Raw genomic sequence first — 23,816 nt, 5'->3', positions numbered from 1 at the left:
CGCACAGTCGGCAGTCGATCTCCGTGCCCACATCCGCGAGGTGACCCGCCGGCCAACTCTCGCCAGCAACCCCACGGAGCCACGATGACCGCCCAGCCCACGCATGATCATTTGGTTACCGACCGCAGCCTTCTCTCCACCAAGGCCTACGGCACGGGCCGGTACCTGGCCGCTCGCCAGTCCCTCTACCAGTGGCAGACTCCGCGCCACGATCTTCCGGGCATCGTTGTGAACGAGCTGGTCGGCATACGCGGTGCGGTCGCGGACGTGGGCTGCGGGAACGGGCAGTTCGTCGCCCGAGTGCGGGAGGAGCGTTCCGACCTGACCGTCCTCCCCCTGGACATCTCCGCCGGCATCCTCGGCCCCATCCCCGGAGCTGTCGTCGCGGACGTCCAGCAACTGCCCATCGCGGGCGGAACCCTCGGCGCGGTTCTCGCGCTGCACATGCTCTACCACGTCGGAGACCAGGCCCAGGCCGTGCGGGAACTGGGCCGGGTGCTGGCGCCCGACGGCATCGCGGTCGTCTCGACCAACAGCCGGAACGACAAGCGGGAACTGGAAGATCTCTGGCGCAGCGCCGCGGGTGACGTGCTGGGCATCAAGGAAGGTCCGGCCCGTGTGCAGTTGTCCGCCCGCTTCACCTTGGAGGACGCCCCGGCGGTCCTCGGCGAGGTCTTCGGCGACATCCGTACGATCCCCCTGCCCGGCGTCATCGAGGTGACCGACGCCGAACCCGTCATCGCCCACCTGGCCTCGTACGAAGCCTGGGCGGACCAGATGGGCGTACCGTTCGAGGAGACGATCGAGCGCGCCCGGGAACGGGTCGACGAGGCCATTCACACCGAGGGCGCGTTCCGCGTCACCTGTCTGGGAGGCATACTCGTCTGCCGCCAGCCCAGCCGGTAGCCGGTAGGACTTGGGCCCGGTCAAGTCCGAAGGTCACCGCAGGGTTCGCATTCGAGCTCGTACCAAACCGCCTTACCGATGCCGCCCTCGCGGGGTGCCGCTCCCCACTCGTCCGCCAGCGCAGCCACCAGAGTCAGGCCCCGGCCCGACTCCTCGCCCCAAGCGGCGGTACGGGGTTCGGGGAGAGTGTCGTTCGCGTCCATGACCGAGATGCGGAGGCGGTTCGCCTCCAGGATGCAGCGGGCCCAGATCTCGCGGCCCGGGGAGACCTTCGCGTGGCGGTACGCGTTTGTCATCAGCTCGCTGAGGAGCAGTACCGCCGTCTCCGTCACGTCGTCAGGGAGCTTCCACGACGTGGCCTGTTCGCGGAAGAGGGTTCGGGCCCGGCCGACGCTTCGGGCGTGACGGGGCAGGCGCCACTCGATGTCCTGCGGGACGGCGTTGGGGGCCGGTTGAGGTGTGGGGCCTCCGGGCATGGGCATACACGGCCTGGCTTTCGTGCGTGTGATTCTTCGTCGTTTGCTCAGCTCAGGCTGGTGGGCGGCGCGTAACCTCGCGAGTAGCGGCGTGGGTACACAGCGTGCTTGTACACGGTGTGTTGGCGGGAGGTGGGGCGTGGCGGCTTCCGGAGAATCTCAGCAGGCGCAACAGAACTGGCGGTACTGCGGCGGGCAGATCAAGCTGTGGCGGGAAGAGGCCTCGGTCAGTCGACAGGCGCTCGCGGATGAGGCCGGTTACGACTACGAGTACGTCAAGTCGATGGAGTGCGGGAGGCGTCGGCCGACGCTGCGGCTCTTGCAGGTGGCGGATCAGATGTGCGGGGCGCGGGGGAAGTTGTTGGCCGGGCATGAGTTTCTGAAGCCCGAGCCGTTTCCCGCGAGGTCCCAGGAGTACATGGCGATTGAGACGGAAGCGATCGCCGTACATCACTACGCACTCGGGCTGATCCCTGGTCTGTTGCAGACGGGCGAGTACGCGAGAGCGCTGATCAGTGAGAGCTGCCCGCCACTGGATGACGAGACGGTGGAGGAGCGGGTACGGGCCCGACTGGCGAGGCAGGAAGCGTTGGTGCGCCGCGCCAGCACGGTCTACGGCTTCGTTATCCATGAGGCCGCGTTGCGTACGGAGGTTGGCGGACGAGGGGTCATGCGACAGCAACTGCTCCTTCTGACGACAGCGGGAGCATCGCGCAACGTGTCCATCCAGGTGCTGCCTTTCGGGAAGTGCGGCGGGCTTGCGCTCAACGGCTCCTTCGTCTTGCTTGAGACTGCTGACCACGAGCGCTTTGCTTATGTCGAGGGCCCGGAGACGAGCGTGCTGCACGCCGACGCGGACAAGGTCAGCGACCTCGCGCAGGTGCATGGCATGATCCGCATGCAGGCTCTCGGAGTTGAGGAGTCGGCAGCGTTCATCAGGAAGGTGGCAGAGGAGCTATGAGCGAATCGCTGGCGTGGTTCAAGTCCAGCTACAGCGACTCCCAGGGCGGCGAATGCCTCGAAGTCGCCTACACCTGGCGCAAGTCCAGCCACAGCGACTCGCAAGGCGGCGCCTGCCTCGAAGTCGCCGCCTGCCCCCACGCCATCCACGTCCGCGACTCGAAGCTCGGCGCTCGCAGCCCCAAGTTCAGTGTCACCGCCGACACATGGACCGCCTTCGTCACGTACGCGCACGACGCCGCAGCCTGAGCCCCGGGCGTCGGACCCCGACATCCGAGCCCCTTTTGCAAGGAATGGGCGGGAAGAACAGAACCCACCCTCCCGCCCTCCCCGTGCCGCCACGGGCGCCAACTCTCGCGTGTGCCAGCACAGATGACTTTTCGTGATCGGCTTGCGACACGACGTCACGACCCTCTAGGTTCGCGACAACAAACAACCCCGGTCGGGTGCTACCAACACCCGCCGGGGTCTCACCCCAAGATCGTGAAAGCAAGGACCGATCTCGTGGCTTACGAAAACTCTAACGTCCCCCTGCCCGCGCCCGCAGTGCATCCCATGGCCAAGCCCGGCTACGGAAAACGCTCCGCCCCGGACCAAGTGCCGCCCCGGGCCGACGACTTCTCGCACCTCCCGCCCCGTGAGGCGTACCTCGCCGGATTCCTCGACCGGCTCAGCGACAACGCGGCCATGGACGCCAAGACCATCGCCAAGGCGCAGCCCCTCTACGGCCAGCAAGCCGTTCGCAGCGCACTCAACGAACTCAGCAGGCACGGCCACCTGCGCCGAGTACGCCGACGCGCCCAGCCCGGTGAGACCGGCGCCGACAACGCCACCCGCTGGGTTTTCCACACCTACTGGTCCCGTACCGCACGTTCCAGCGAGTGGTGGGCCCGGTTCCTCGCCGGTGACGTGCCGGCCGACACGCGGGCGGACTCCGCACCCGAGGGCGCCTCCGTCGACGTAGACGAGGTAGATGACGTACGGCCGCAGACCGCGCCCGACGACGTACCCCCGCAGGCCGAGGCCGAGCCGCCGAACCCTCCTGCCCGCCCGCACCCCACCCCCGCCTACACCACGCTCGCCCGACTCGGCCTCCACGACCCCCGCCTCGCCCTCTCCGCCGCCGACTGCGAGGCCCTGCAAGCCCTCGCCGAGGAGTGGTTCGCCCGGGGCGCGACCCCGGCTCACCTGGCGCGGAGCCTCGTCGCCGGGCTCCCCGACCAGGTCCACTCGCCCCGCGCCTTCGTCCAGCGCCGCCTCCGCGACAAGATGCCGCCAGAGCGGCTCGCAGCGCCCACAGAGCCCGTGTCGCCCGGGCCCCGCCGCCTCATGGAGTGCACCGACTGCGGAGTACCGGGCCGCCCTGAAGCCCTTCCAGGGGGCCTCTGCCGGGGGTGCCGGGACGAGGGGATCCAAGGAGCCCGAGGGCGCGAGGGGAGCGCCGTGTCACCCCTGGCGCCGCCCACCCGTCCCGCAGCGACCCCCGACACCGTGCGCGCCCTCGCGGAGCAACTGCGGGGCGCCGTGCGCACCTCTCGGAGGAACCTGACCCATGTCCTGGCCTGAAGTGCGGCTTCCCGTATCTCTCCCGCCCTGCCCGGCGCAGAATAGAACGGGGCCAATCGTCGAGACGGCCGAGGCGGGCTCGGTGGTGGTAGTCGCGGTCGGTGAACTGCACGTCGTCCGGGACGATCCAGCAGTCCGCAGTGCCTTGGCCTCCCACTCCCGGGTCAGCGGCGCGGCTAGCATGGATTTCACCAGCAGATCGCGGGGTTCGCGTTGCGCGGACCAGGGTCTGGTGATCGCTCCGAAGGGGGACGGCGGGCATGACCGAGCAGGCCATCTACCGGCACTTGCGCGAGTTGCGCGAGCACTTCACCCCGCCGCCCGGCTTCACGCACCCGGAGATCAGCGACGGCACGCTCGTCATGATGATGAGCCCGCGCCCGCGTCACCAGGTCACGGCCAAGGACGTCACGCGGCAGCTCGATCCGCAGCTTCCCGAAGGGATTTTCGCCTTCGAAGCCACCGACACCGACGACGACTCCCTCGGCAAGCTGCGGGTCCCGGACATCATCGTCACCGCCCGCGAGGCGATGCTGACCGATGATCCACTGGACCCGCACGAGATCCTCCTGGCCATCGAGATCGTCTCGCCGTCCAACCCGAGCAACGACTACGAGACCAAGAGCCGCGACTACCCCGCGATGGGCATCCCGCACTACCTGATCCTCGATCCTCGCGACGGCACCTGGACCTACCAGTGGGACATCGACACCTGCGGTGGCAGGCCCGGCTACGGCAACCGGCTCCACAAGCAGCCGTACGGGACCCCGCTCGCCATCAGTACCGAGCTGGGCACCTGGAAACTCGACACGAGCGGGCTGCCGCTCTACACCCGTAAGGACATGATGCTGGGCCCGGACCCCAGCTGAGGGCGCAGCCCGCGGCGGGGTCGAAGGGGCGGAGCCCCTGGGGATGGGACGGGTAGGGGCGGCGGGGGCGAGAACCCTCCGCTGTACCCCCACGTCACCCGGACGGCCCGGCGCGCTGGTGGTCGTACTCGCGGGGTGGTGCCTTAAGAAGCACGCCCCGATCTTGGGCGGACGCCCGACCCAGCCCAGGAGGCCCGCGATGCCCCGTCCCCCGGCCCGCGCCGTCATCGCCTCGACGCTCTCGGCGGCCAGCCTGCTGACCACCGCCTCCGGCTGCTCCCTCGTCCAGCCGGAGAGAACGGTCTCGGGCGTCCCCGCCGCGGTCTCGCCCGCGGACACCGCCACCGGGTCCCCGACCCCGGCGGCCGCCCCGACCCTCACCGAGGCGCAGGCGCGGGCCGCGCTCATCAGCGAGGCCGATCTCGGGGAGCCCTGGGTCCCCACCCAGGGCGTCGCCACCTGGCGGGACGCCATGCTCAAGGCGAGCGCCGAGTCGGCCGAGTGCCGGCGGCTGCTGGACGCCCTGTACGCGGAGGAACTGTTCGGGCCGGACGCCCGTACGCGCGCCTCGGTCGGGCTGGACGACGAGTACGACGGGGCCCAACTGCGCTACCAGGTCGTGGCCCACCGGCCGGACGAGGTGGACCGGGCGCTGGAGTGGCTCGGCAGCCTGCCGGACACGTGCGGGCAGTTCACGGCGAGGACCGCGCGGGGCGGGCTGATGACCGTGGAGGTCGGCGAGGCGCAGATGCCGGAGGTCGGCGACGCCCGGCGGGGTCTGCACATCGTCCTCAGCGGCGTCTCCGAGGACCAGGAGGCGCCCACGCTCACCCTCCACGTCGCCGTCGTCCGTGTCGGCGACGACGCGATCATCGTCACCAACGGCGGCCTCGGCGAGGTACCGGGCGACGCCACCCTGGCCGCCGTCGAACTGGGCGCCCAACGCCTGACGGAGGTCAGGAAACGGGGTCGGGTGGAGGTCTGACCCCTCACTCCTCGGTCAGGCCATGCGATCGACCGCGTCCTTGGCCTCCTTCAGGCCCGCCCCGGTGATCTCCCGATAGACCTTGATCGCCTCGATCTTCTTGCCGTTCCGCAGGAGCACGAGGACCTCGTCCATGCGGGGCTCGTCGTCCTGCAACCCCAAGTGGTCCAGGATCAGGTCGAGTTTGCGCTCGACCCGGGCAACTCTCTGATCCGTGCGGGAAATCCGGCTCTGGATGGTGATGATGCCCGCGAACGCCGCCAGCACGAAGGAGAGTCCCACTATGTCCATGGTCGACGATCTTATGTGGGCCTGCGGGCTACTCCCGGTCGAACCGCAACCGGTGTTCCACCACGTCCCGTGCCGCGTCGAGCGCCGTGCTTCCGTCCGCGAACGCGTGGGCCCGTAGCCGCGCCAGCGCCTCGTCCGTGCCGACGCCCAGCTGGGCCATGATCATGCCGGTGGCCTGGTAGACCTGGTCGTGGTCGGCGGCGAGGCCGCTCAGCCACTGTTCCGCGTCCTGGTCGCCCGCGTCCTCCGAGCGCGGCAGCGCCATCAGCGCCACCGTCATCATCCCGGCCACCAGCCGTGCCGTCCGCAGGTCCCGGTCGGTGAGGTCGCCGGGGGTGTCCCGGTAGAGGTCGAGCGTGCCCACGCACACGGTGTCGTTGCCGAGCGGCAGCGAGTACACCGCCCGCACCCCGGCGGCCGTGGCCTGCTGGGCGAAGACCGGCCAGCGCAGGACGTCCCGCCCGGCCGTCAGATCGCAGGCCAGCACCGGCGCACCGCTCTGTGCGGCGGACTGGCAGGGGCCGTCGCCCAAGGTGGCCTGGATCTCGGTCACATACGCGGCCTGCGCACTGCTCGCGCCCAGCTGGACGGGCATGCCGTCACTGTGCAGCGACACGCTCGCGCCGGTCACGGGCAGCAGCTCGACGGCGACGTGGCACAGCCGCGCCGGGATCTCGCCGGGGCCCGCGCCGCGCACGCCCTCGGCGATCGCGTCCGTGGCACCGGTCCGCTCTCGTCCCCGCTCGTCACGATGACCGTCCTTGGGCCGCACGGCAGCCTCCTCGTCACGAGAGCGGCCTGCTTGGTCCAGGGTCCTCGGGGTGGCCGTTCCACCACTCGCCCGGACGCCGCCCGACTACCCGTGGCGCGTCCCGCGAAACCCCGCCGACCGCCGCGCGACGCGCCGCCTCTACCGTTTCTCGTACGGGTTCGCGGGCTGCGCGATCCGCCGCACCGACGTCGCGCCCAGGACGGGCGGCCATGCCGCGTCCGTGCCGAGCGCGCCCTTGGGGTGCCAGGTGCCGGTGACGGTGACCCAGGCGTCGACCGGCGGGGCGTCCGCGCCCCGGATCTCGACCTTGCCGGTGGTGGCGTCGGCGGCGCAGCAGGCGACGAAGAGGCGGGTGACGTACCAGGTGCCGTCGTCGTCGCGGGTGACGAAGCCGGTCAGCCGGACCGTGCGGCCGGCCAGCGACCGTCCGCTGTCGTAGATCGCCCGGGAACTGAACTCCGCCACCGTCAGCTCCACCGGGTCCCCGGCGGCCAGCGCCGGGAAGGCCCCGACCCCTTGCGCCGCTCGCTGCGCCGCCTCGCGTTCGGCGCTGTAGGAGCCGAGCGCGGGGGGCGGGAAGAGGAGGAGGGCGAGGGCGGGGAGGGTGAGGAGCCAGGCGACGCGGGGGCTATGGTGGCCGCCGTGCTGATCGTGGGCGTGGGAATAGTCGCCGGATTCGCCGTGCTCGCCGTACTCGCGTTGCTGATCGCGGCCGGCGTGTTCGCCGTGCTCTGCGTGCTGGCGCTGCTCGGCGTGCGGTTCCTGTTCCGGTCGCCCGACGACCGCCGCGGCCACCGCCAGCAGCACCAGCAGGCACCCGGACACGACCAGGTATGGCCGTAGTCCCGCCTGCACGTACCGCAGGTACAGCTCGCTGAAGAGCGAGATCCGCAGGATCGCCGCGCCCGTCAGGAGCAGCAGCACCGCCGGTCCGTAGCGCCTCACAGCAGCCACCACCCCACCAGCGCGCTGCTCGCCACGGCCACCACCCAGGTCACGGACGAGAACCGCACGGCGAAGGACCGCCCGAACGTGCCCGCCTGGAGGGCGATCAGTTTCAGGTCCACCATCGGCCCGACCACCATGAACGCCAGCCGGGCGGTCGGCGAGAAGCCGCTCAGGGAGGCGGCGACGAACGCGTCCGCCTCGCTGCACACGCACAGGACGACCGCGAGGAGCGCCAGGAGCAGCACCGGCAGCCACACCGACCCGGTGAAGAGATCCAGTACCGACCTCGGCACCGCGATGTTGAAGGTCGCCGCGGCCGCCGCGCCGAGGACGAGGAAGCCGCCCGCGTGCAGGAAGTCGTGCTGCAGCCCGGCGGTGAAGGCGCGCAGGCCGGTGGCGGTGGGGTCGGTGTGCCGTTTCGGGGGCCGCAGCCACTCCTCGCGGCCGAACCGGGCCCACAGCCAGCCCATCACCACGGCTGTGGCCAGCGAGGCGACGAGACGGGCGAGGACCATCCTCGGCTGACCGGGGAAGGCGACGGACGTGGCGACCAGGACGACCGGGTTGATGGCCGGGGCGGAGAGCAGGAACGCGAGGGCGGCCGCGGGGGCGACGCCGCGCCGCATCAGGCTCCCGGCCACCGGCACGGACGCGCACTCGCAGCCCGGCAGGACGACACCGGCCGCCCCGGCGACGGGGACGGCGAGCGCCTGGTTGCGGGGCAGGAGGCGGCTGAAGACCTTCTCCGGCACGAAGGCACCGATCGCCGCCGAGACGACCGTGCCGAGCAGCAGGAAGGGCACGCCCTGCACCGCGATCGCCGTGAAGACGGTCCACCAGGCGGCGACGGGCGGCGTGTAGAGGTCGAGGGCGAGCATCGGCCCGAGGACCGAGACGACGGTGGCGATGGCGAGGAGCGCGGCGCCGCCGAGCACCGCGTACACGAGCGCACGCACGCCGAGCCGCAGCCCGTCGGCCACGGTCCGTTGGTTCTGCACGCGCCTGTCCCCACCCTGTCGAATGTCCACGCGCAGGCTAACCGGTGCGACCTGTGGGGGGCCTTGGGTTCCTCACAGAGGAGGCTGTGCGGGGGCCGGGCCGAGGGTGGTGGTGCCGGGGGCCGTGCGGTGGCCGAGGCCCGTGCGGTACGCGTCCAGGGCCGCCTCCACCCGTCCCGTGCGGCGGAGCAGGTCGCCCAGGAGGCGGCACAGGTCGGCCAGGTCACCGGCCGCGCCCGCGCGCTCCAGGAGGCTGAGGGCGCGGACGTAGTGCTCCTCGGCGGTCTCGGTGTCGTGGGCGTCCTCGGCGATGATGCCGAGGAGGCGGTGGGCGGCGGCGGCGTGCAGGGCGCCGCGTTCCGGGCCGAGAGGCTGTCCGCGGACTCCTGGGTCGCTGAGGACCTCGTGGAGAAGGGCGGCGGCCTCCCCGGACTTGCCGCGCCGGTGCAGCACGTCGGCGAGTTCGACGGCGACCTGGCTGGTGTAGAGGGCGGCGCGCTGGGCGGTGAGCATGGAGCGGGCCTCGCGCAGTTCGGCCTCGGCGCGCTCCAGTTCGCCGTTCTGGGCGTGGACGTAGCCGCGCATCCAGTGGCAGTTGGCGAGTTCGGTACGGATCTGGAGTTGCCGGTACAGCTCGGCGGCCTTGGCGAGGGAGGCGTCGGCCTCCGCGATCCGCCCTTCGGCGAGGAGGGTGCGGGCGACGGACCGGTGCATACGGGCGACCAGGGCCGGGTCCGCCGCCTGCGGGGCGAGGGCGAGGGCGTACTCGGCGGCCTGGGCGGCGCGGGCGTGGGCGCCCATGTCCATGTAGGGGCCGATGACACTGGCGTAGAGCAGGAGGAGGGCGTCGGGGTCGTGCAGTCCGCCGCGGTTCAGCTCGTCGAGGGTGGATTCGAGGAGGTAGACGGCGTAACGGAGCTCGCCGGCGAGGTAGTGGGACACGGCCCTCCCGCGCAGCGCGGGCACCCGGGCGGGCAGCGGGGCGTCGGCTTCGGTGAGCACTTGCTCGGCGCGCTCGAAGCAGCGCCGGGCGGCGGCGAGTTCGCCGGTGTCGATGCCGCACTCGCCGAGCCCCAGCAGCGCGACCGCCCGCTCCTCGGCGAACCCGTGCGTCTCCGCCTCCGCGAGCAGCGCGGCGTACTGCTCGGCCGCCGTCCCGGCGTCGCCGGCGGCGAGGGCGCGCTGGGCCTCGGTCAGCCTCAGCCGCAGGTCCGTGACGAGGTGGGCGGGGCGCCCGGTGGCGAGTTCCTCGAAGGCGACGCCGAGCCGCTCGGCGATGTGCCGTAACGCGTCGTCGGAGGCGCGGACGCGGCCCGCCTCCAAGGTGGAGATGTACGCGGGGGTGTACGCCGGTTCCGCCAGCTGCCGCTGGGTCAGCCCGCGGTCGGCCCGCAGTCGCTGCACCCTGCGCCCGATGGTCTCCGGATCGTCACGGTCGGCCATCCCTCAACGCCCCCCCACCTCGCCGAACTCCCGCTGCGACCCTTGCCGTTCGGGTCCGACAGCCCCTAGGTTAAACGGCGGATCAAACGCGATTAACCCATGGCTGTTGCGAGGTCGCCGTGCAGGAACGCACCAGCACCACCGAGCGTTACACCCGAGGCTTCGCGGCGGCGGTGATCGCCGTGGCGACGCTGATCCTGGCGGCGAACGCGGGGCCGGCCCGGGCGGCGGAGCCGGGACCGGCACAGCAGCCGGCGCAGCAGGTCGTCGCCGCGCCGTAGGTGAGCGCTCAGAACTCCGCGCTGTCGAGTTCGAAGCCGAGGGGTGCGGGCAGCGGCACGGTGAGGCCGAGCTTGTGCTTGGGGCCCTTGGCGTAGTCGTCGCCCGACGGCTCGGAGTAGACGGTCACCTCGCCTTCCTCCCGGTCGATCAGGAGGTAGACGGGGATGCCGGCGCGGGCGTAGCCGTGGATCTTCTTCTCGCGGTCGCGGTCGGCCGTGCTGGTGGACGTCACCTCGGCCACGAGGAGTACGCCGACGGGCTCATGCCACTCTTCCTGGTCGGCGAAGCTGCCTCTGGGAGCGATGACCAGGTCGGGGACGACGTGGCCCGTGGCGGAGGCTCCGGGGACGTTCAGCCCGATGCCCGTGTATCGGCCCAGCCCCTTGTCGTGGTCCCTGACCTGCCCACTGAGTTCGGACACGATCTCCTCGTGCTCCCCATTGGCCGGTGGCCTTACGCAGATCTCTCCTTCGATCAACTCCACGCGCCAGCCCCGGGGAGCCGTCGCACTGAAGAGCTCGAAGACCTGCTGCACACTCGCGCCCGTGTAGTCGGGCACGCCGTTGTCCGCGTCGCTGTCGCCGTCCGGGTCGTCGTACGGCCCGTGAATGGCCTCGCCCTGGTACCCCGGCATGATGATCGGCTCCGCCGTCGCCATGACAGACCTCCCTCGCTCGACGCGACCCTCCCAGGGTAGACGCGGAGCCCGCACAAGGAATCCGAAGCCGTTCACTCGAACGAGTGTGCTGTTACGTTTCCCCTGTGCGGGCGATCTCGTGGGGCAGGCGCAGCGCCTAGGTCAGCACTTCCACGTCGTCCACTTCATCTCGCCCTTCAGCGTGCCGTCGCCCCAGGCGACCGGCGTGGCGATCCGGAAGCCGGTGGAGCCCTGGCCCGGGTAGTACCAGTAGTAGTGGCCGAACTTCCGGCTGCCGTAGTGGACCTCCAGCCAGCCCTGCGAGTGCCGGATGAGCGGCTGGAACCAGTACTGGCCCTTGTAGCCGGGCCGGACGGTGTTGGTGAGCGTCTCGGTGACGGTGCGCTTGTCGCCCACGGTCCAGCTCTCGTTGCTCTCCACGCTGGCCTTCATGCCCAACTGGATCTCGTCGGAGAAGCCGGCGCTGACCTCGACGGTCTCCTTCGTGCCGTAGGTGTAGGAGGTGTTGGTCTCGTAGGCGGCGGCCCGCGCGTACGTGGCGTTGTCGGTGCCCTGGCAGTTGTTGAACACGTTGCTCGCCGCGTGCCAGTTGCCCGGCGCGGTCCAGGCGTTGACCTCGTGGTACTGGCACAGGTCGGGCTTGTCGGCGTTGCAGTCGCCGATCACGTCGGGCTTGTCGGAGCCCCAGCCGGGGGTGGCCGCGTTGGCCGTGCCCGTGGAGAAGGGAATCAGGGCGAGCGCGACGGCGGGGGCGAGCACGGCGAGGCGCCGGCCACCGCTCTTGATGGACTTCATGTGGAGGGATCTCCCGGTTCGGTCGTGTCGGGCGCTGCCCTTCGCGGCCCTGATCGGGGCAGCACGCCGCGGCGCGAGCGGAGGAGGTTGCCCGCGCCACGGCTCGAACGAGGCTGACAAGCGGGAGAATTGATTGGTACCCCGTCCCATCAGGGAAAACAAACAACCACGGCCGAAGCACGACCGTCCGGTCAGCCCCCGCACACCTCCCGGTACGGCGCGTCCGGCGCGTACGTCCGCCACTGCGCCCGCGTCAGCTGCCGCCCGCTCACTCGGGCACACACCCGCTCGGCCACCCGCTCGGGATCGACGACGTACCGCTGGAGCGGCACATGGGCCCCCGCCGCGTACACCGTGCCGCTGTCCTCGCTGAACGTCACCGAGACGATCTCCTCGCCCGGCGTCGGCAGGGGGCCGCCGAGCGGCTGCTGCGTGGCCACGTCCCACAGCTGGAGCGTGCCCGAGGTCCCGCCCACGGCGAGCGTGCGGCCGTCGGGGCTGAGCGCCAGCGCGCTGACGCCCTCGGGGGTGTCGCCGAGCCGGGCCGGGAAGACGTTGCGCAGGACCCCGGCCTTGTGCCGCAGGTCCCCGTCCCACAGGGCGACCCGTCCCGTTCCGTCGCCCACCGCCAGCCGTGAGCCGTCCGCGCCGAAGGCGATGGCACCGATCTGGTCGCCCTGGACGAGGTCCTTGCCGGTCGCTTTCCCGGTCGCCTTCCCGGAGACCGGCTCCTTCGGGAGGCGGGCGACGCGGTTGTCGCCGACCAGCAGGCCGCCGTCGGGGCGGACGGCGAGGTGGCTGCTGGCCAGGCCGTTCACCACGGAGGTGCGGCGGCGGGTCGCCGTGTCCCACACCTCGTCGCGCAGTTCGCCGATGCCGGGCGTGCGCACGGCGTACAGGGTGCGGCCGCCGGAGCCCAGGGCGAGGTTGATCACCGCTCCGGCCGAGTCGGCGGTGGACAGGTCCAGGGTGTCGCGGACCCTGTGGTGGCGTACGTCCCAGATGGTGATCCGTTGCGGGGCCGCCTCCCGGCCGGGCGCCGAGACGCCGTACGCGAACAGTGCGCCGTCCGGGCTGAACGCCGTCAGGGCCAGGGTGTCGCCGGGTACGACCGGGTCCGTGCCCTTGACGGCGACGGGGGCCGGCGGTGACGGCAGGGTTCGTACGGCGTCGGCGTCGCCGGTGGCGCGCAGCTGGAAGCGGTAGCCGGTGCCGGTGTCCGTGCGCTCGGCGGTGGCGAGGGTGCGGCCGTCGGGGGCCAGCCGGACGCCGAACAGGTCGTCGCCGTGCCAGGCCGGCGTCGTCGCCGCCGACACGTCGAGGGAGTGGACCGTACCGGCCTCCAGGTAGCGCAGGACGGGGCGCTTCGGGTCCCAGGCGAGACCGCCGTACACGTACTGGTTGTTGAGGGAGTGCCGGAAGACCGGGGCGTCGGCGGACGACAGCCGCCACACTTTGATCTCGGTGCTGTCGGCCGCCGCGAGGAACTTCCCGTCCCTGCTGAAGGCGGTGTACTCGACGTTCGGGGCGGTGAGGTCGGCCAGCAGCCGCCCGGAGCCGGTGTCCCAGACGCGGATGCCGGACGGGGAGACGGCGGCCATCCGCTGCCCGTCGCCCATGACGAGTGTGGCGTCGTTGTCGGCGCAGACCTCCTTGTCCTGCGTCCACTCGCCGGGCAGGGCGCGGTGGCGGACGGTGTCCCACACCTGGGGCGTGGCGCCCTCGCGGTCGGCGGGGCAGAGGGCGACCGCGCGGGCGTCCGGGGCCATGTCGACGCGGCCGGCCGCGGGGCTCTCGAAGAGCGGCCCGCCGTCGGTGAGGGAGCGGACGCGGGCCCGCTCGTCGTCGCTGCCGGTCACGAGGTAGGCACCGTCGCCGAAACCGACGTCGGAGAGCGCCGGCCACGGTCCGCCGCCCGTCCAGCGGCCCTTCGCCGTGTCCCACAGGCCGATGCCGTCCCGGCCGGACAGCGCGATCACCTTCGCGTCGGCGGAGGACGCGACCGCATCGCTCGCGTCGACCGGCAGCCGGCCCGCGCCGGTGCGGCGGTGCGTGGTCACGTCGTACGTCTTCCAGGTGCGGCCCTCGACGCTCAGCAGGGTGCGGCCGGAGGCGGTGAGGAAGCGGCGGGGGCTGTCGCCGGGGGCGGGGTCGGAGAAGGTGTCCTGTTCGGGCTGGGCGAGGGCGCCGAGCAGGGCCTGACGGGACTCGGGGAGAGGGGAGACGCGCCAGGCGGCCACGCCCAGCAGCATCGCGGTGCGCGGGTCGGTGGTGCGCAGTGCGTCGGCGACAGCGGCGATGCGGCGGGCGGCGGTGTCGGTGCGCTGGCGCTCGTTGTCGCGGTGCTGGCTCCAGGCGGCCAGGCTCACCATCAGGGCCACCGCCAGGACCGCGGACAGGGCGGTGACCAGCGCCCGGGATCTTCGGGCGGTCCGCGCGGCGGTCCGCTGCTCGGCCTCCCGGGCCTCCAGCGCGGCGACGAGGAAGGACCGCTCCGACACGGTGAGCGTGCCGTCGTCGTCCCCGAACAGCTCCTCGGCCCGGGCCAGCCTGCTGCCCCGGTACAGCCCGCCGGGGTCGCGGTCGTGCTCCAGCCAGGCGCGGGCGGCCTCGGTCAGGCGGCGGTGGTGACGCAGCCGTTCGCGGTCCTCGTCCAGCCAGCCCGCCAGGCGCGGCCAGCAGGTGAGCAGGGCCTCGTGGGCGAGCTGGACGCCGTCCTCGTCGGCGGTGAGCAGGCGGGCGCGGGCCAGCCGGTCGACCACCTCCGCCGCCTCCGGGTCGGTCCATTCCGCCAGGTCGGCGCGGGTCAGCGGACGCCGGGTGTCCGGGGTGCCCCGGCCCGGCTCGACCAGCCGCAGCAGCAGGTGCCGGGCGGTGCGCGCCTGGTCCTCGGTCAGCTGCTCGTACACCTCCTCCGCGGTCGCCGCGATCGCGCCGCGCACCCCGCCGGCCGCCTGGTACGCGGCCAGGGTGAGCACCCGGCCCTTGCGCCGCCGCCAGGTCTCCAGCAGCGCGTGCGAGAGCATCGGCAGCCCGCCGGGCTGGTCGACGACCTCCTCGACGACGCGTGCGGTCAGCTCCCGCTCCACCAGCAGTCCGGCCGCCTGGGCGGGCTTGGTCACCGCCTCGCGCAGTTCGTCCGCCGTCATCGGCCCGAGCAGCAGCCCGGCGCCCGAGAGCGCGTCGGCCAGGCCCCGGTGCTCGGAGCAGCGGGCGTAGAAGTCGGCCCGTACGGTGACCAGCACGCGCAGTCGCCTCGCCGGGTCCCGGGCGGCGAGCAGCAGGTCGATGAAGCGGGCCCGTTCCGCCGTGTCCCGGCACAGGGTGAAGGCCTCCTCGAACTGATCGACCACCACCCAGCTCTCCAACTCGCCCTCGGCGGGTGCCAGCAGGTGTCCGTACGTCTGCGCCGGCCGCGGGCCCGGGGTGAGCACCCGCAGCACCGCCGGGCTGCTGCGGCGGGCGATCTCCTCGCGCAGGGCGGGGATCAGCCCGGCCCGCAGAAGCGAGGACTTGCCGCTGCCGGACGCCCCGAACAGCACCGCGAACCGGTGGTCGCACACCAGCCGGCGCAACTCCTCGACCATCCGGTCCCGGCCGAAGAAGAGGTGCCGGTCGCCGGGCTCGAAACGGGCCAGGCCCCGGTACGGCGGCGCGGCGTCCGCCGACTCCTCGCGCACCGCCTCGGCGACCTCCGCCTCCGCCTCCTTCCAGCGGGGCTCCCACTCCGCGGGGTCGCCGCCGCAGGCCCTGACGTACCCCTGGACGACGGCGAGGGACGGCAGCCGGTCGCCGGCCGCGGCCTGCGACAGCGTTGTCGCGGAGAACCCGGCCGCCTCGGCCATACGCCGGTACGAGGGCGTGCCCGCGGCCTTGCGCACCTCGCGGAGCTCATGGGCGAGCCGGGCTATGGGACCGGACTGCGGGTCCAGGGGTCTTTCGGGACGACCCATGCGCACGTACCTCCATACAGCTGACAGCCCTGACGGAGCAGCTGACGAAACGGCTGATGAAGCAAATCACCACTGATCATGAAATTTTGATTGTCCTGACAAAGGAGATGCGGCAATCAACGCTCCGGTTCCAGGAATAGGTCGCGGAGGTCGACTGCTGCCCCGCGGCCGTGAAAACGCGAAGTGAACGGCGGACAACGCGTCCGGGACGGGGCATGACGCGCGGGCGAACAGCCCCCCGAAACGCCACGAGTCATTGATTGCACTGGTCAGGGGGCCTGCCGAACAACTCTCCGCTCTCCCAGTCTCGATCTCGCCACGCCGGATTCCCGGCAGACCCGGCAGACCGAGCAACTGGAGGAGAGACGTATGTCGCAGGCAGCCAAGACCAAGCGCAAGACCAAGAAGTTGTCCCGCCTGGGCAAGCTCGCGCTCGTCGCGGGCGGCGTCGCCACACTGACCGTCGGCATCACCGGCAGCGCCAACGCCGCCGTCCTGACCCTGCTGCCGCAGAAGGCCAGCGCCTTCCAGCTCAAGTACATGCCGGAGTTCGACTACGACTCGAACAGCTGCTTCCCCGTGGCGGCCGTCGACCCGAGCGGGCACCTCAACGGCGGCCTCAAGAACAGCGGGTCGATCACCGGCGCCTGCCGGCACCCCCACGTGGCCAACCTGTACACGCAGTCCATGTGCAAGAACGGCTGGTGCGCCTACGTCTACGCGCTCTACTTCGAGAAGGACCAGACGCTCAACGGCGCCGACGCCTTCGGCCACCGCCACGACTGGGAGTCCGTCGTGGTCTTCCAGAAGCAGGGCGAGGAGCGGCCCCGCTACCTGGCCGCGTCCCGCCACGGCGGCTACAGCACCCACCCGATCAACGAGGTGCCGATGAACGGCAACCACGTCCAGATCGTCTACCACAAGGACGGCGCCAGCACCCACGCCTTCCGCTTCGCCAAGTGGGGCGAGCGCCCGGAGGCGTACGGCCAGTGGGACCGCATGTCCCTGGTCGACGTACCGCAGATGGCCGACGCGCCGCGCAACGCCCTGTGGAACTCCACGTGGGGCAAGGCCAACTTCCCGCTGACCGGCAACCTGCAGAGCAACATCAACAAGGCCCGGCCTGCCGCGGTCCCCGCGTTCTGACGCACGGCCCGCCACCGCACCACCCCCGGCGGGGACACTCCCCCCTGTCCCGCCGGGGGCTTCCCCCTGCTCACCCCGGCTCGTTCACACCCGGCTCTTACACATGGCTTAACCCGGCTGTCAGTGCGATGACTTAGCCTGCGATCGCTTACTCGCTGCGGTACGCGCGCCCTTTTCTGCCGCGTCCGCCCTCATCACTTCTTTCGTTCCGGGGGGTTCGAAACCATCGTGCGCAGACGCACTCTCCCCACCGCGACAGCGCTCGCGGTCCTCTTCAGCTCGGTCGCCCTGGTCGCGACCGGCGCCGGGTCGGCGGCCGCCGACTCCAGCACACCCCTGTCCCTGAAGTCGACCGGTGACGTCGTCGTCGACGGGGTCCACCAGCGGGTCTTCATCAGCGACCCGACCGCAGGACAGGTCGTCGTCACCGACTACGCGGGCAAGCTCGTCGGCACCGTCGGCTCCCTGCCCGGCGTCCACGGCCTGGAGCTGTCGCCCGACTCGGGCACGCTGTACGCGGCCGTCGCGGACGCCGACGCGGTCGTCGCGATCGACACGGCCACCGCGACGGAGGCCCACCGCTACGCCACCGGCACGGCCGGCCCCGAATACGTGGCCCTCACCGGCGGCAAGCTCTGGTTCAGCTACGGCGCCGGGGGCGACGGCAACATCGGCTCGCTCGACCTGAGCGGCACCGACCCGGTCGTCACCCTCGGCCAGGACACGAGCCGCACCTTCTACGACGCGCCGATCCTGGACGCCTCCGCGGGCGCTCCGGGCACGCTGGTCACGGGCGCGCCGAGCCAGAGCCCGGTCGTCCTCGCCGTGTACGACGTCTCCTCGGGCACCGCGAGCCGGACGGCGTACGCCTTCGACCCGGGCAACACCGGCGGCGGCAACCTCGCCGACCTCGCGGTCACGCCGGACGGCAAGGACGTCATCACGGCCAGCGGGGCCCCGTACTACCAGGCGGCCTACAAGCTCTCCGACCTCTCGGCGGACGGCAAGTACGTCACCAACACCTACCCGAACGCGGTGGACATCGCCCCGAACGGCGACGTCGCGGCGGGCACCTTCTCCTGGTACGACCCGGACGTGCACGTCTTCAAGCAGGGCGTGTCCACCCCGCTGAAGCAGTACGACTTCCCCAACACCGGCACCAGCAGCGGCTCCGACACCCTCGCCGCGCGCGGTCTGGCCTGGGCGCCGGACGAGAGCAAGCTGTTCGCGGTGTCGAAGAACGACAGCGACGCCTACTCGCTGCGCGTCTTCGACGCCCCGACGAAGGCGTCCACCACCCTCACGGCCGACGCCCCCGCCACGGCGACCCGCGCCAAGCCCCTCACCGTGACCGGCACGCTGAGTTCCCCGGTGGCGCTGCCGGCGGGCACGACGGTCTCGGTCACCCGCACCGACGACGAGTCGCCGGCCGGCAAGGCGCTCGGCACGGCAACCGTCACCGCGGACGGCTCGTACTCCTTCACCGACACCCCGCCGGCCGGCGGCAAGGTGACCTACACCGTGACCTACGCGGGCGACGCCGACCACGCGGGCGCCACGGCCGCCGACTCGGTCACCGTCGCCAAATCGGCGACCACGCTGACGCTGAACAACAACCTCAAGGTGTACGGCTACGGCAGCAACGTCACCTTCACCGCGCACCTCGGCACCACGTACAAGAACCGCACCGTGGAGATCTGGGCCGACCCCTACGGCTCCGACAAGCCCAACACGCTGGTCAAGAAGGGCACGGTCGACTCGAGCGGCAACCTGACGGCGACCGTCCACCTCACCCGGGACACCAAGGTCAGCGCCAAGTTCACGGGGGACACGCGGTACGCGGCGAAGACGACGACCAACACCGTCTACACCAAGGTGGCGATCTCGACCTCGCTGATCGGCGCCTACAAGACGGCCACCGCCTGGAACGCGAAGTACTACTACTTCCGCCAGTCCAAGGACCCCGTCTACAACACCACGATGACGATGTACCCGGGCCGCAGGTACCAGTTCCAGATCCAGCAGTTCTACAGCGGAGCCTGGCACACGACGACCACCGAGTACTTCGGGCTGGACAGCTACGGCAAGGACTCCGTCCTCCTGGACGACACCCCGCCCACGGGCGTCCGCTTCCGGCTCCGCTCCTCCTACATCGACACGACGTCGGGCGACAACGTCAACATGACGACGTACGGCGGCTGGAAGTACTTCACCTTCACCCGCTGACCCGCAACTGCCGCAGCCGCTGATGGACGTTCTCCAGGGCACCCCGTCGGCGGCCCGGCACCCGCCCCCTCAACTCCGCGAGGGCGGACCCCAGTTCGCGCGCGGGGGCCGTGTCGTGGATCTGCCCCCACTGATGGTGGGCCCGATCCACCGCGGCCTCCACGGCGGGCGCGTCCGGCGCCTGCCCCGCGGAGAGCCGCGCCGAGGCGACCGTCAGCCAGGTCCGGCAACTGCGCACCGAGTCCCCCGCCAGCATCGCCAGATCCGCCCGGACCTCGATCCAGTGCAGGGCCTCCTCCGAGTACGGCCCATGACTACGCACAGCAACCTGCTCATGATGAGCAGCCAACGCATCAGCCTCCCCGGCCCGCCCCGCCTCAACAGCAGCAGCGATGTCGGCGTGCGGGTCACTCGGGAGGGGGGCGCGAGCGGGGGCGGACGCGGAGGCCCATGCGGGGGTGGGGGTGAAGGCGAGGGTGGGGTTGGGGGCGGGGGTTGGCGTGGGGTTGGGAGCGGAAGTTGGCGTGAGGTTGGGAACGGCGGCCGGCAGAGGGCTGGGGGCGCCAGCCGGTGCGGGGCTGGGGGCGGCGGCCGGCAGGGGGCTGGGAGCGTAAGCCGATGCGGGGCTGGGCGCGGAAGCCGGCAGGGGGCTGGGTACGGCGGCCGGCATGGGACCCGACGTGGAAGCCGTTGCGGGGCTGTGGGCAGAGATCTGCGGAGGACTGTGCGCCGGGATCGGCGGGAAGTTCTGCGCGGCACTCGACAGGGAAGCGGGCGCAGAAGCCGGGGCGGGGCTCGGCGCGGAAGCCGACGCGGCACTTGGCGCGGAAGCCGGGGCGGAGTCTGGCTCAGTAGCTCGGCCGGAGCTTGGCGTGGAAGTCAGGGCGGGACTCGACACGGAAGCCGCCCCGGAAGTCGGCACCGGACTCGGTGCAGAAGCCGAGGCAAAGCCGTGGCCGGACACCTGCGGGGAACTGTGCACCGGGACCGGCGGAAGACTCTGCGCGGCACCCGACGCGGAGACCGACGTGGCGCTTGGCGCGGAAGCCGGGGCGCGACTCGACGCAGAAGCCGGGGCGGGGCTCGGCACCGAAGCCGATGCGGAGCCTGGCGTGGAAGCCGCCACGGAAGTGGGCGCAGAAGCTGAGGCGGAGCCTGACTCAGAGCCCGGGGCGGGACTCGGCCCGGTAGCCACCCCGGAAGTTGACACCGTGTTCGGCACAGAAGTCGCGGCAGAGCCGCGGCCAGACACCTGCGGGAGACTCTGCCCCGCGACCGGCGGAAGACTTTGCGCGGCACTCGACGGGGAAGTGGGCGCGGAAGCCGGGGCGGAGCCCGGCTCAGAAGCTGGGCCGGAGCTTGGCGTGGAAGTCGGGGCGGGACTCGACGCGGAAGTCGGCACAGTGGCCGACGTGGAACTCGGCGCGGGGCTCGGTCCCGAAGTCGATGCAGGGCCCTGGGCAGGGGCCTGCCCTGGCATCGGCGGGAGGTTCTGCCCGGCGCTCGACGCAGGGCCCGGTGCGGGGCTCTGCGCAGGGGCTGTTGCGGGGCTCTGCGCAGGACCCGGCGGGGGAGTCTGGGCGAGAGCCGGCATGGGGGCCGATGCAGGGCTCTGCGCGCCGCCCGGCATCGGCACCGGAAACTGCGCTGAACTCTGGCCCGCACCCGGCATCGGCATCCGCACCGAACCCTGGTCAATACCCGCCACCGCAACCGGCACCAGTACCGGCACGGCACCCTGCGCGGCGCCCGGCATCGGCGCGGAGCCGGGTGTGGCAGGGGTCGTTGCGCGGCTCGGTGGGGGGAACTGGGTCGGGCCCTGGGCGGTCAGGATGATGTCGGTGCCGGGGCCGGAGTCGGGGGCGATGCGGGACAGGGCCTGCTGGTGCAGTTGGTCGAGGGGTGGACGGTGGCCACTGCGCAGGAGGGTGGCGACGGCCTTCATGTAGGCCGGCGCGGCCACCGTGCGGCGGTTCGGCGGGGGCGCGACACGGCCGTACACCGTGCTGTTGCGGCCCGAGTCGAGGGGGTTGGCGAGGAGCCACTCCCAGGCCTCGGCGTCGGCGTGCAGGTCCAGGAGCAGGGTGGTCGAGCCCGGTGCGCGCAGGCGCAGTTCCTCACGGAACCAGTGCCAGGGGAAGCCGGTGTAGCGGACGGTCGAGGGCGTCGTACGGGCCAGCGCGAGGTGGGGCAGGTGCTGGCGGCGGTCCAGTTGCAGCTGGCCGGTGACGAAGACGGTGAGCGGGGCGGGGGCGGCCGCGGCGGCGCGCAGGCGGGTGAGGACGGCCTGCGGTTCCAGCGGGTCGGCGAGCTCGACGACGTTCGCCGTGTCCGTGCCGGACAGCACCGTGGGCGGGACCGCGGCAAGGACGGGGAGCACGGAGGCGGCGTCCACCAGACAGCCCTTGGCCGCCGGTGCGGCGGCCAGCAGCAGCACGGTTCCGGGCATCGGTCCCTCCCCATCCCCCGTCGATCACGTACGGCAGCACCGTAACCGCTGCGGCTGCGAACGGGGGATCTCAGGACCGCAAACGTCCATTTCCGTCCCCATTCCCCCGCATCCCGTCCCCTCGCATCCCGTTCCCCTGCACCCCATTCCCCCTCCGCACCGCGAACACGGTCGTGTCGTCGTCCAGACGCCCCCCGCAGTGCCGCAGCGTGCGCTCCCGTACGAAGGCGACCAGGCGCCGCGGCTGCGCGAGCCCCGGGTCGGCCGCGACGGCGGCGGCGACCTCGTCGGCGAGCGGATAGAAGGCGCCGTCCCCGTCCCGGGCCTCGGTCACACCGTCCGTGGTCAGCAGCAGCGTCTCGCCGGGAGCCAGCGGCACCCGCAGCACCGGCGGCGGCCCGTCGACGGGGGCGAGTCCGCCGTAGCCGAGAGGGAGGCCGCGGTCGGGCGGCAGGGACCGTACGCCGTCGGGGCAGACCACGAGCGGGCTCTCGTGGCCGAGGACGACGGCGTCCATGGCGTCCCTCCGCTCCTCGGGGAAGCCGAGCAGGACGGCGGTGGCGAAACGGTCGCCCTCCTCCTTGCCGAGCGCCATACCCATCCGGATGTGCCGTTGCATGCGCACCTCCAGACGTACGGCGACCGTCGTCAGATCCGGCTCGTGATACGCGGCCTCCCGGAACGTGCCGAGCAGCGCGGCCGCCGCCTCCACCGCGCCGAGCCCCTTGCCCTGCACGTCGCCGAGGATGACGCGGGTGCCGTGCAGGCCGATCTGGATGTCGTAGAAGTCTCCGCCGACCTTGGCCTCGCTGTCGGCCGCGAGATACACCGCCGCGTGGTCGAGGCCGCCCCAGCCCTCCGGCAGCGGACGCAGCACGGTACGGCGGATCGTCTCGGCGACGTCCTGCATGTGCAGCATGCGCTGCTCGCCGCGGACCCGGACCGCGCAGGCCAGCGTGGCGAGGACGCCGCCGATGCCGGCGAGGACGAGGTCGGGCAGGCCGGCCTGGTACTCGTGCGGCAGGACGGCGTCCGCGGCGACGTACGTGGCGGGCGCGAGCACCGCGAACACGGCCGTCCCCCACACCCCGCAGATCGCGGCGGCGATACCGGGCACCAGCACGATCCAGGACAGGATCCGGAAGTCGCTGCTGGTCTCGAAGTCGACCGCCACGATGCCGACGAGCAACAGCAGTGGCGGCACCCAGGCGACGCTGCGGCCGCGCACGCGCAGCAGCTGCGGCCGACGCCCCTCGCCCTGCGGGCCGGCTCCACCGTCGCTTACGGCCCTCATGGGCTTCAGCGAAACACGGCGTTCGGCCAGCCGCATCCGGGTACCCGGGCCCCCACGACTTGCCGAACGGCCGCCCTCAGGTGTGCCCTGGATGGCGGGGGCGAGGAGAGAGGAGTGCTCTCATGGCTCATGCGGCACCCGCACCCGGCAGGAGGACCTCGCGGACGGGCACGAGCGGCCTGCCCGATGTCTTCAGCGCGCGGACGCACCGCGTCGCGAGCATCGCCGTACCGATCGTCCTCGGGCTCGTCTACGGCTACTGGGCCGCGGCGAACCGGCGCTCCGGCGGTGAGATCACCGGCTGGAACCTGCTCTTCGGCTTCGTCACCGCGGCCGCCTTCATGGTGCTGTACGTCGCGGTGCGCTGGGTCGCCGAACGCTCGATCCGCGAGGTGCACGCGATCCTGTGGGCCTCCTTCGCGGGCAGCGCGTTCGGGTTCCTGTACAGCGAGACCGACAAGACCGTCCTCAGGTCCGCGCTCATGGGGATGGTGATCGGCGCGGTCTTCTTCGCCGTGCTGTTCTACCGCTACTACACGCACGAGGACGCACAGGGCCGCCGTATCGGCTGACGGACGCGGACGAACGACAGACGCGGCCGGCTCACGCACAGATCGCGCACAGATCGGCCCCGGCCACATTGGGCCGGGGCCGACCTGTTCCCCTTCATCCACCCACGGAACCGGGAGCGTCCTCGCACTCCTCGCGCTCCTGGCTCCTCTGCACCATGAGACACCCGTTCGGGTGAACGCTCCACCGGAGAGCGGAACAGTGCCGCCGTATGCAGGCACACCACTGG

The 23,816-nt window shown here is 71.9% G+C and carries 21 protein-coding genes and 1 pseudogene; 10 read left to right on the top strand and 12 right to left on the bottom strand.

Going from position 1 to position 23,816, the window contains the following annotated elements; translation table 11 throughout:
- Positions 1 to 84: 84 nt before the first annotated feature.
- Complete coding sequence (locus tag ACIREI_RS28065; RefSeq protein WP_403338300.1) at positions 85 to 906, top strand: class I SAM-dependent methyltransferase; 822 nt, start codon at positions 85 to 87, stop codon at positions 904 to 906.
- Between the two features lie 20 nt (positions 907 to 926).
- Here the strand turns inward: ACIREI_RS28065 and ACIREI_RS28060 are convergent, their stop codons facing one another.
- Positions 927 to 1,382: an ATP-binding protein gene (locus tag ACIREI_RS28060; RefSeq protein WP_403338299.1), complete on the bottom strand. Its 456-nt coding sequence runs from the start codon at positions 1,380 to 1,382 to the stop codon at positions 927 to 929.
- Positions 1,383 to 1,521: 139 nt separating this feature from the next.
- On the opposite strand from ACIREI_RS28060, the gene ACIREI_RS28055 reads away from it, so the two are divergent.
- From ACIREI_RS28055 to ACIREI_RS28035, 5 genes are all read left to right on the top strand, one after another.
- Positions 1,522 to 2,343, top strand: coding sequence for a helix-turn-helix domain-containing protein (locus ACIREI_RS28055; protein ID WP_403338296.1), 822 nt, complete (start codon positions 1,522 to 1,524; stop codon positions 2,341 to 2,343).
- A complete protein-coding gene (locus tag ACIREI_RS28050) occupies positions 2,340 to 2,591 on the top strand; it encodes a DUF397 domain-containing protein (protein ID WP_403338294.1) in 252 nt (83 codons plus the stop codon). Before ACIREI_RS28055 ends, ACIREI_RS28050 begins: the two co-directional genes overlap by 4 nt.
- Positions 2,592 to 2,897: 306 nt before the next feature.
- Positions 2,898 to 3,908 (top strand): hypothetical protein, encoded by a 1,011-nt coding sequence (locus ACIREI_RS28045; RefSeq protein WP_403338292.1) that lies wholly within the window; start codon positions 2,898 to 2,900, stop codon positions 3,906 to 3,908.
- Positions 3,909 to 4,168: 260 nt separating this feature from the next.
- Positions 4,169 to 4,777: a Uma2 family endonuclease gene (locus ACIREI_RS28040; protein ID WP_403338289.1), complete on the top strand. Its 609-nt coding sequence runs from the start codon at positions 4,169 to 4,171 to the stop codon at positions 4,775 to 4,777.
- Positions 4,778 to 4,976: 199 nt separating this feature from the next.
- Positions 4,977 to 5,762 (top strand): hypothetical protein, encoded by a 786-nt coding sequence (locus ACIREI_RS28035; protein ID WP_403338286.1) that lies wholly within the window; start codon positions 4,977 to 4,979, stop codon positions 5,760 to 5,762.
- A 15-nt stretch (positions 5,763 to 5,777) separates the two neighbouring features.
- On the opposite strand, the gene ACIREI_RS28030 is transcribed toward ACIREI_RS28035, so the two are convergent.
- The 5 genes from ACIREI_RS28030 to ACIREI_RS28010 form a co-directional block, all read right to left on the bottom strand.
- Entirely contained in the window at positions 5,778 to 6,053 is a 276-nt protein-coding gene (locus ACIREI_RS28030; RefSeq protein WP_403338283.1) for a ribosomal protein L7/L12, read from the bottom strand.
- A gap of 28 nt (positions 6,054 to 6,081) precedes the next feature.
- Positions 6,082 to 6,825, bottom strand: coding sequence for a GAF and ANTAR domain-containing protein (locus ACIREI_RS28025; RefSeq protein ID WP_403338280.1), 744 nt, complete (start codon positions 6,823 to 6,825; stop codon positions 6,082 to 6,084).
- A gap of 138 nt (positions 6,826 to 6,963) precedes the next feature.
- Complete coding sequence (locus tag ACIREI_RS28020; protein WP_403338748.1) at positions 6,964 to 7,770, bottom strand: TIGR03943 family putative permease subunit; 807 nt, start codon at positions 7,768 to 7,770, stop codon at positions 6,964 to 6,966.
- The gene (locus ACIREI_RS28015; protein ID WP_403338277.1) at positions 7,767 to 8,771 is read right to left on the bottom strand and encodes a permease; all 1,005 of its coding nucleotides are present in this window, start codon (positions 8,769 to 8,771) and stop codon (positions 7,767 to 7,769) included. Before ACIREI_RS28015 ends, ACIREI_RS28020 begins: the two co-directional genes overlap by 4 nt.
- 72 nt (positions 8,772 to 8,843) lie before the next feature.
- Positions 8,844 to 10,214, bottom strand: coding sequence for a helix-turn-helix domain-containing protein (locus ACIREI_RS28010; protein WP_403338274.1), 1,371 nt, complete (start codon positions 10,212 to 10,214; stop codon positions 8,844 to 8,846).
- Positions 10,215 to 10,333: 119 nt separating this feature from the next.
- Here ACIREI_RS28010 and ACIREI_RS28005 point away from each other — a divergent pair, with 119 nt between their 5' ends.
- Positions 10,334 to 10,495 (top strand): hypothetical protein, encoded by a 162-nt coding sequence (locus ACIREI_RS28005; RefSeq protein ID WP_403338271.1) that lies wholly within the window; start codon positions 10,334 to 10,336, stop codon positions 10,493 to 10,495.
- An 8-nt stretch (positions 10,496 to 10,503) separates the two neighbouring features.
- On the opposite strand, the gene ACIREI_RS28000 is transcribed toward ACIREI_RS28005, so the two are convergent.
- The 3 genes from ACIREI_RS28000 to ACIREI_RS27990 form a co-directional block, all read right to left on the bottom strand.
- Complete coding sequence (locus tag ACIREI_RS28000) at positions 10,504 to 11,154, bottom strand: Uma2 family endonuclease (RefSeq protein ID WP_403338268.1); 651 nt, start codon at positions 11,152 to 11,154, stop codon at positions 10,504 to 10,506.
- A gap of 141 nt (positions 11,155 to 11,295) precedes the next feature.
- Positions 11,296 to 11,949 (bottom strand): hypothetical protein, encoded by a 654-nt coding sequence (locus ACIREI_RS27995; RefSeq protein WP_403338265.1) that lies wholly within the window; start codon positions 11,947 to 11,949, stop codon positions 11,296 to 11,298.
- 191 nt (positions 11,950 to 12,140) lie between these two features.
- A complete protein-coding gene (locus ACIREI_RS27990; protein WP_403338262.1) occupies positions 12,141 to 15,902 on the bottom strand; it encodes a hypothetical protein in 3,762 nt (1,253 codons plus the stop codon).
- A gap of 369 nt (positions 15,903 to 16,271) precedes the next feature.
- Between ACIREI_RS27990 and ACIREI_RS27985 the strand changes: the two genes are divergently transcribed.
- Positions 16,272 to 17,048 (top strand): NPP1 family protein, encoded by a 777-nt coding sequence (locus ACIREI_RS27985; RefSeq protein ID WP_403338259.1) that lies wholly within the window; start codon positions 16,272 to 16,274, stop codon positions 17,046 to 17,048.
- A 228-nt stretch (positions 17,049 to 17,276) separates the two neighbouring features.
- The gene (locus ACIREI_RS27980) at positions 17,277 to 19,274 is read left to right on the top strand and encodes an Ig-like domain repeat protein (RefSeq protein WP_403338256.1); all 1,998 of its coding nucleotides are present in this window, start codon (positions 17,277 to 17,279) and stop codon (positions 19,272 to 19,274) included.
- Here ACIREI_RS27980 and ACIREI_RS27975 read toward each other — a convergent pair.
- The 3 genes and pseudogenes from ACIREI_RS27975 to ACIREI_RS27965 all read right to left on the bottom strand — a co-directional run bounded on the left by ACIREI_RS27975 (position 19,264) and on the right by ACIREI_RS27965 (position 23,017).
- Positions 19,264 to 19,623, bottom strand: a complete 360-nt coding sequence (locus tag ACIREI_RS27975) for a hypothetical protein (RefSeq protein WP_403338777.1) — start codon at positions 19,621 to 19,623, stop codon at positions 19,264 to 19,266. The genes ACIREI_RS27980 and ACIREI_RS27975 overlap by 11 nt on opposite strands.
- Before the next feature lie 1,449 nt (positions 19,624 to 21,072).
- A pseudogene (locus tag ACIREI_RS27970) lies at positions 21,073 to 21,723 on the bottom strand (hypothetical protein); the annotation flags it as partial.
- Positions 21,724 to 21,793: 70 nt separating this feature from the next.
- On the bottom strand, positions 21,794 to 23,017 hold the full coding sequence (locus ACIREI_RS27965) for a PP2C family protein-serine/threonine phosphatase (protein WP_403338253.1): 1,224 nt from the start codon (positions 23,015 to 23,017) through the stop codon (positions 21,794 to 21,796).
- Between the two features lie 122 nt (positions 23,018 to 23,139).
- On the opposite strand from ACIREI_RS27965, the gene ACIREI_RS27960 reads away from it, so the two are divergent.
- Positions 23,140 to 23,589 (top strand): hypothetical protein, encoded by a 450-nt coding sequence (locus tag ACIREI_RS27960; RefSeq protein WP_403338250.1) that lies wholly within the window; start codon positions 23,140 to 23,142, stop codon positions 23,587 to 23,589.
- The last annotated feature ends 227 nt before the right edge of the window (positions 23,590 to 23,816 follow it).

The sequence above is a fragment of the Streptomyces sp. NPDC093591 genome (assembly GCF_044764885.1).
Classification (GTDB): Bacteria; Actinomycetota; Actinomycetes; order Streptomycetales; family Streptomycetaceae; genus Streptomyces.
Note: the sequence above shows the minus strand (reverse complement) of the source record. Positions and strands in the feature narration are given on the sequence as shown.

Excerpts from the sequence above, each read along its gene's own strand:
- ACIREI_RS28065 (WP_403338300.1), top strand. The coding sequence starts at position 85 with ATGACCGCCCAGCCCACGCATGATCATTTGGTTACCGACCGCAGCCTT.
- ACIREI_RS28060 (WP_403338299.1), bottom strand. The coding sequence starts at position 1,382 with ATGCCCGGAGGCCCCACACCTCAACCGGCCCCCAACGCCGTCCCGCAG.
- ACIREI_RS28050 (WP_403338294.1), top strand. The coding sequence starts at position 2,340 with ATGAGCGAATCGCTGGCGTGGTTCAAGTCCAGCTACAGCGACTCCCAG.
- ACIREI_RS28045 (WP_403338292.1), top strand. The coding sequence starts at position 2,898 with ATGGCCAAGCCCGGCTACGGAAAACGCTCCGCCCCGGACCAAGTGCCG.
- ACIREI_RS28040 (WP_403338289.1), top strand. The coding sequence starts at position 4,169 with ATGACCGAGCAGGCCATCTACCGGCACTTGCGCGAGTTGCGCGAGCAC.
- ACIREI_RS28035 (WP_403338286.1), top strand. The coding sequence starts at position 4,977 with ATGCCCCGTCCCCCGGCCCGCGCCGTCATCGCCTCGACGCTCTCGGCG.
- ACIREI_RS28030 (WP_403338283.1), bottom strand. The coding sequence starts at position 6,053 with ATGGACATAGTGGGACTCTCCTTCGTGCTGGCGGCGTTCGCGGGCATC.
- ACIREI_RS28010 (WP_403338274.1), bottom strand. The coding sequence starts at position 10,214 with ATGGCCGACCGTGACGATCCGGAGACCATCGGGCGCAGGGTGCAGCGA.
- ACIREI_RS28000 (WP_403338268.1), bottom strand. The coding sequence starts at position 11,154 with ATGGCGACGGCGGAGCCGATCATCATGCCGGGGTACCAGGGCGAGGCC.
- ACIREI_RS27995 (WP_403338265.1), bottom strand. The coding sequence starts at position 11,949 with ATGAAGTCCATCAAGAGCGGTGGCCGGCGCCTCGCCGTGCTCGCCCCC.
- ACIREI_RS27990 (WP_403338262.1), bottom strand. The coding sequence starts at position 15,902 with ATGGGTCGTCCCGAAAGACCCCTGGACCCGCAGTCCGGTCCCATAGCC.
- ACIREI_RS27985 (WP_403338259.1), top strand. The coding sequence starts at position 16,272 with ATGTCGCAGGCAGCCAAGACCAAGCGCAAGACCAAGAAGTTGTCCCGC.
- ACIREI_RS27965 (WP_403338253.1), bottom strand. The coding sequence starts at position 23,017 with ATGAGGGCCGTAAGCGACGGTGGAGCCGGCCCGCAGGGCGAGGGGCGT.
- ACIREI_RS27960 (WP_403338250.1), top strand. The coding sequence starts at position 23,140 with ATGGCTCATGCGGCACCCGCACCCGGCAGGAGGACCTCGCGGACGGGC.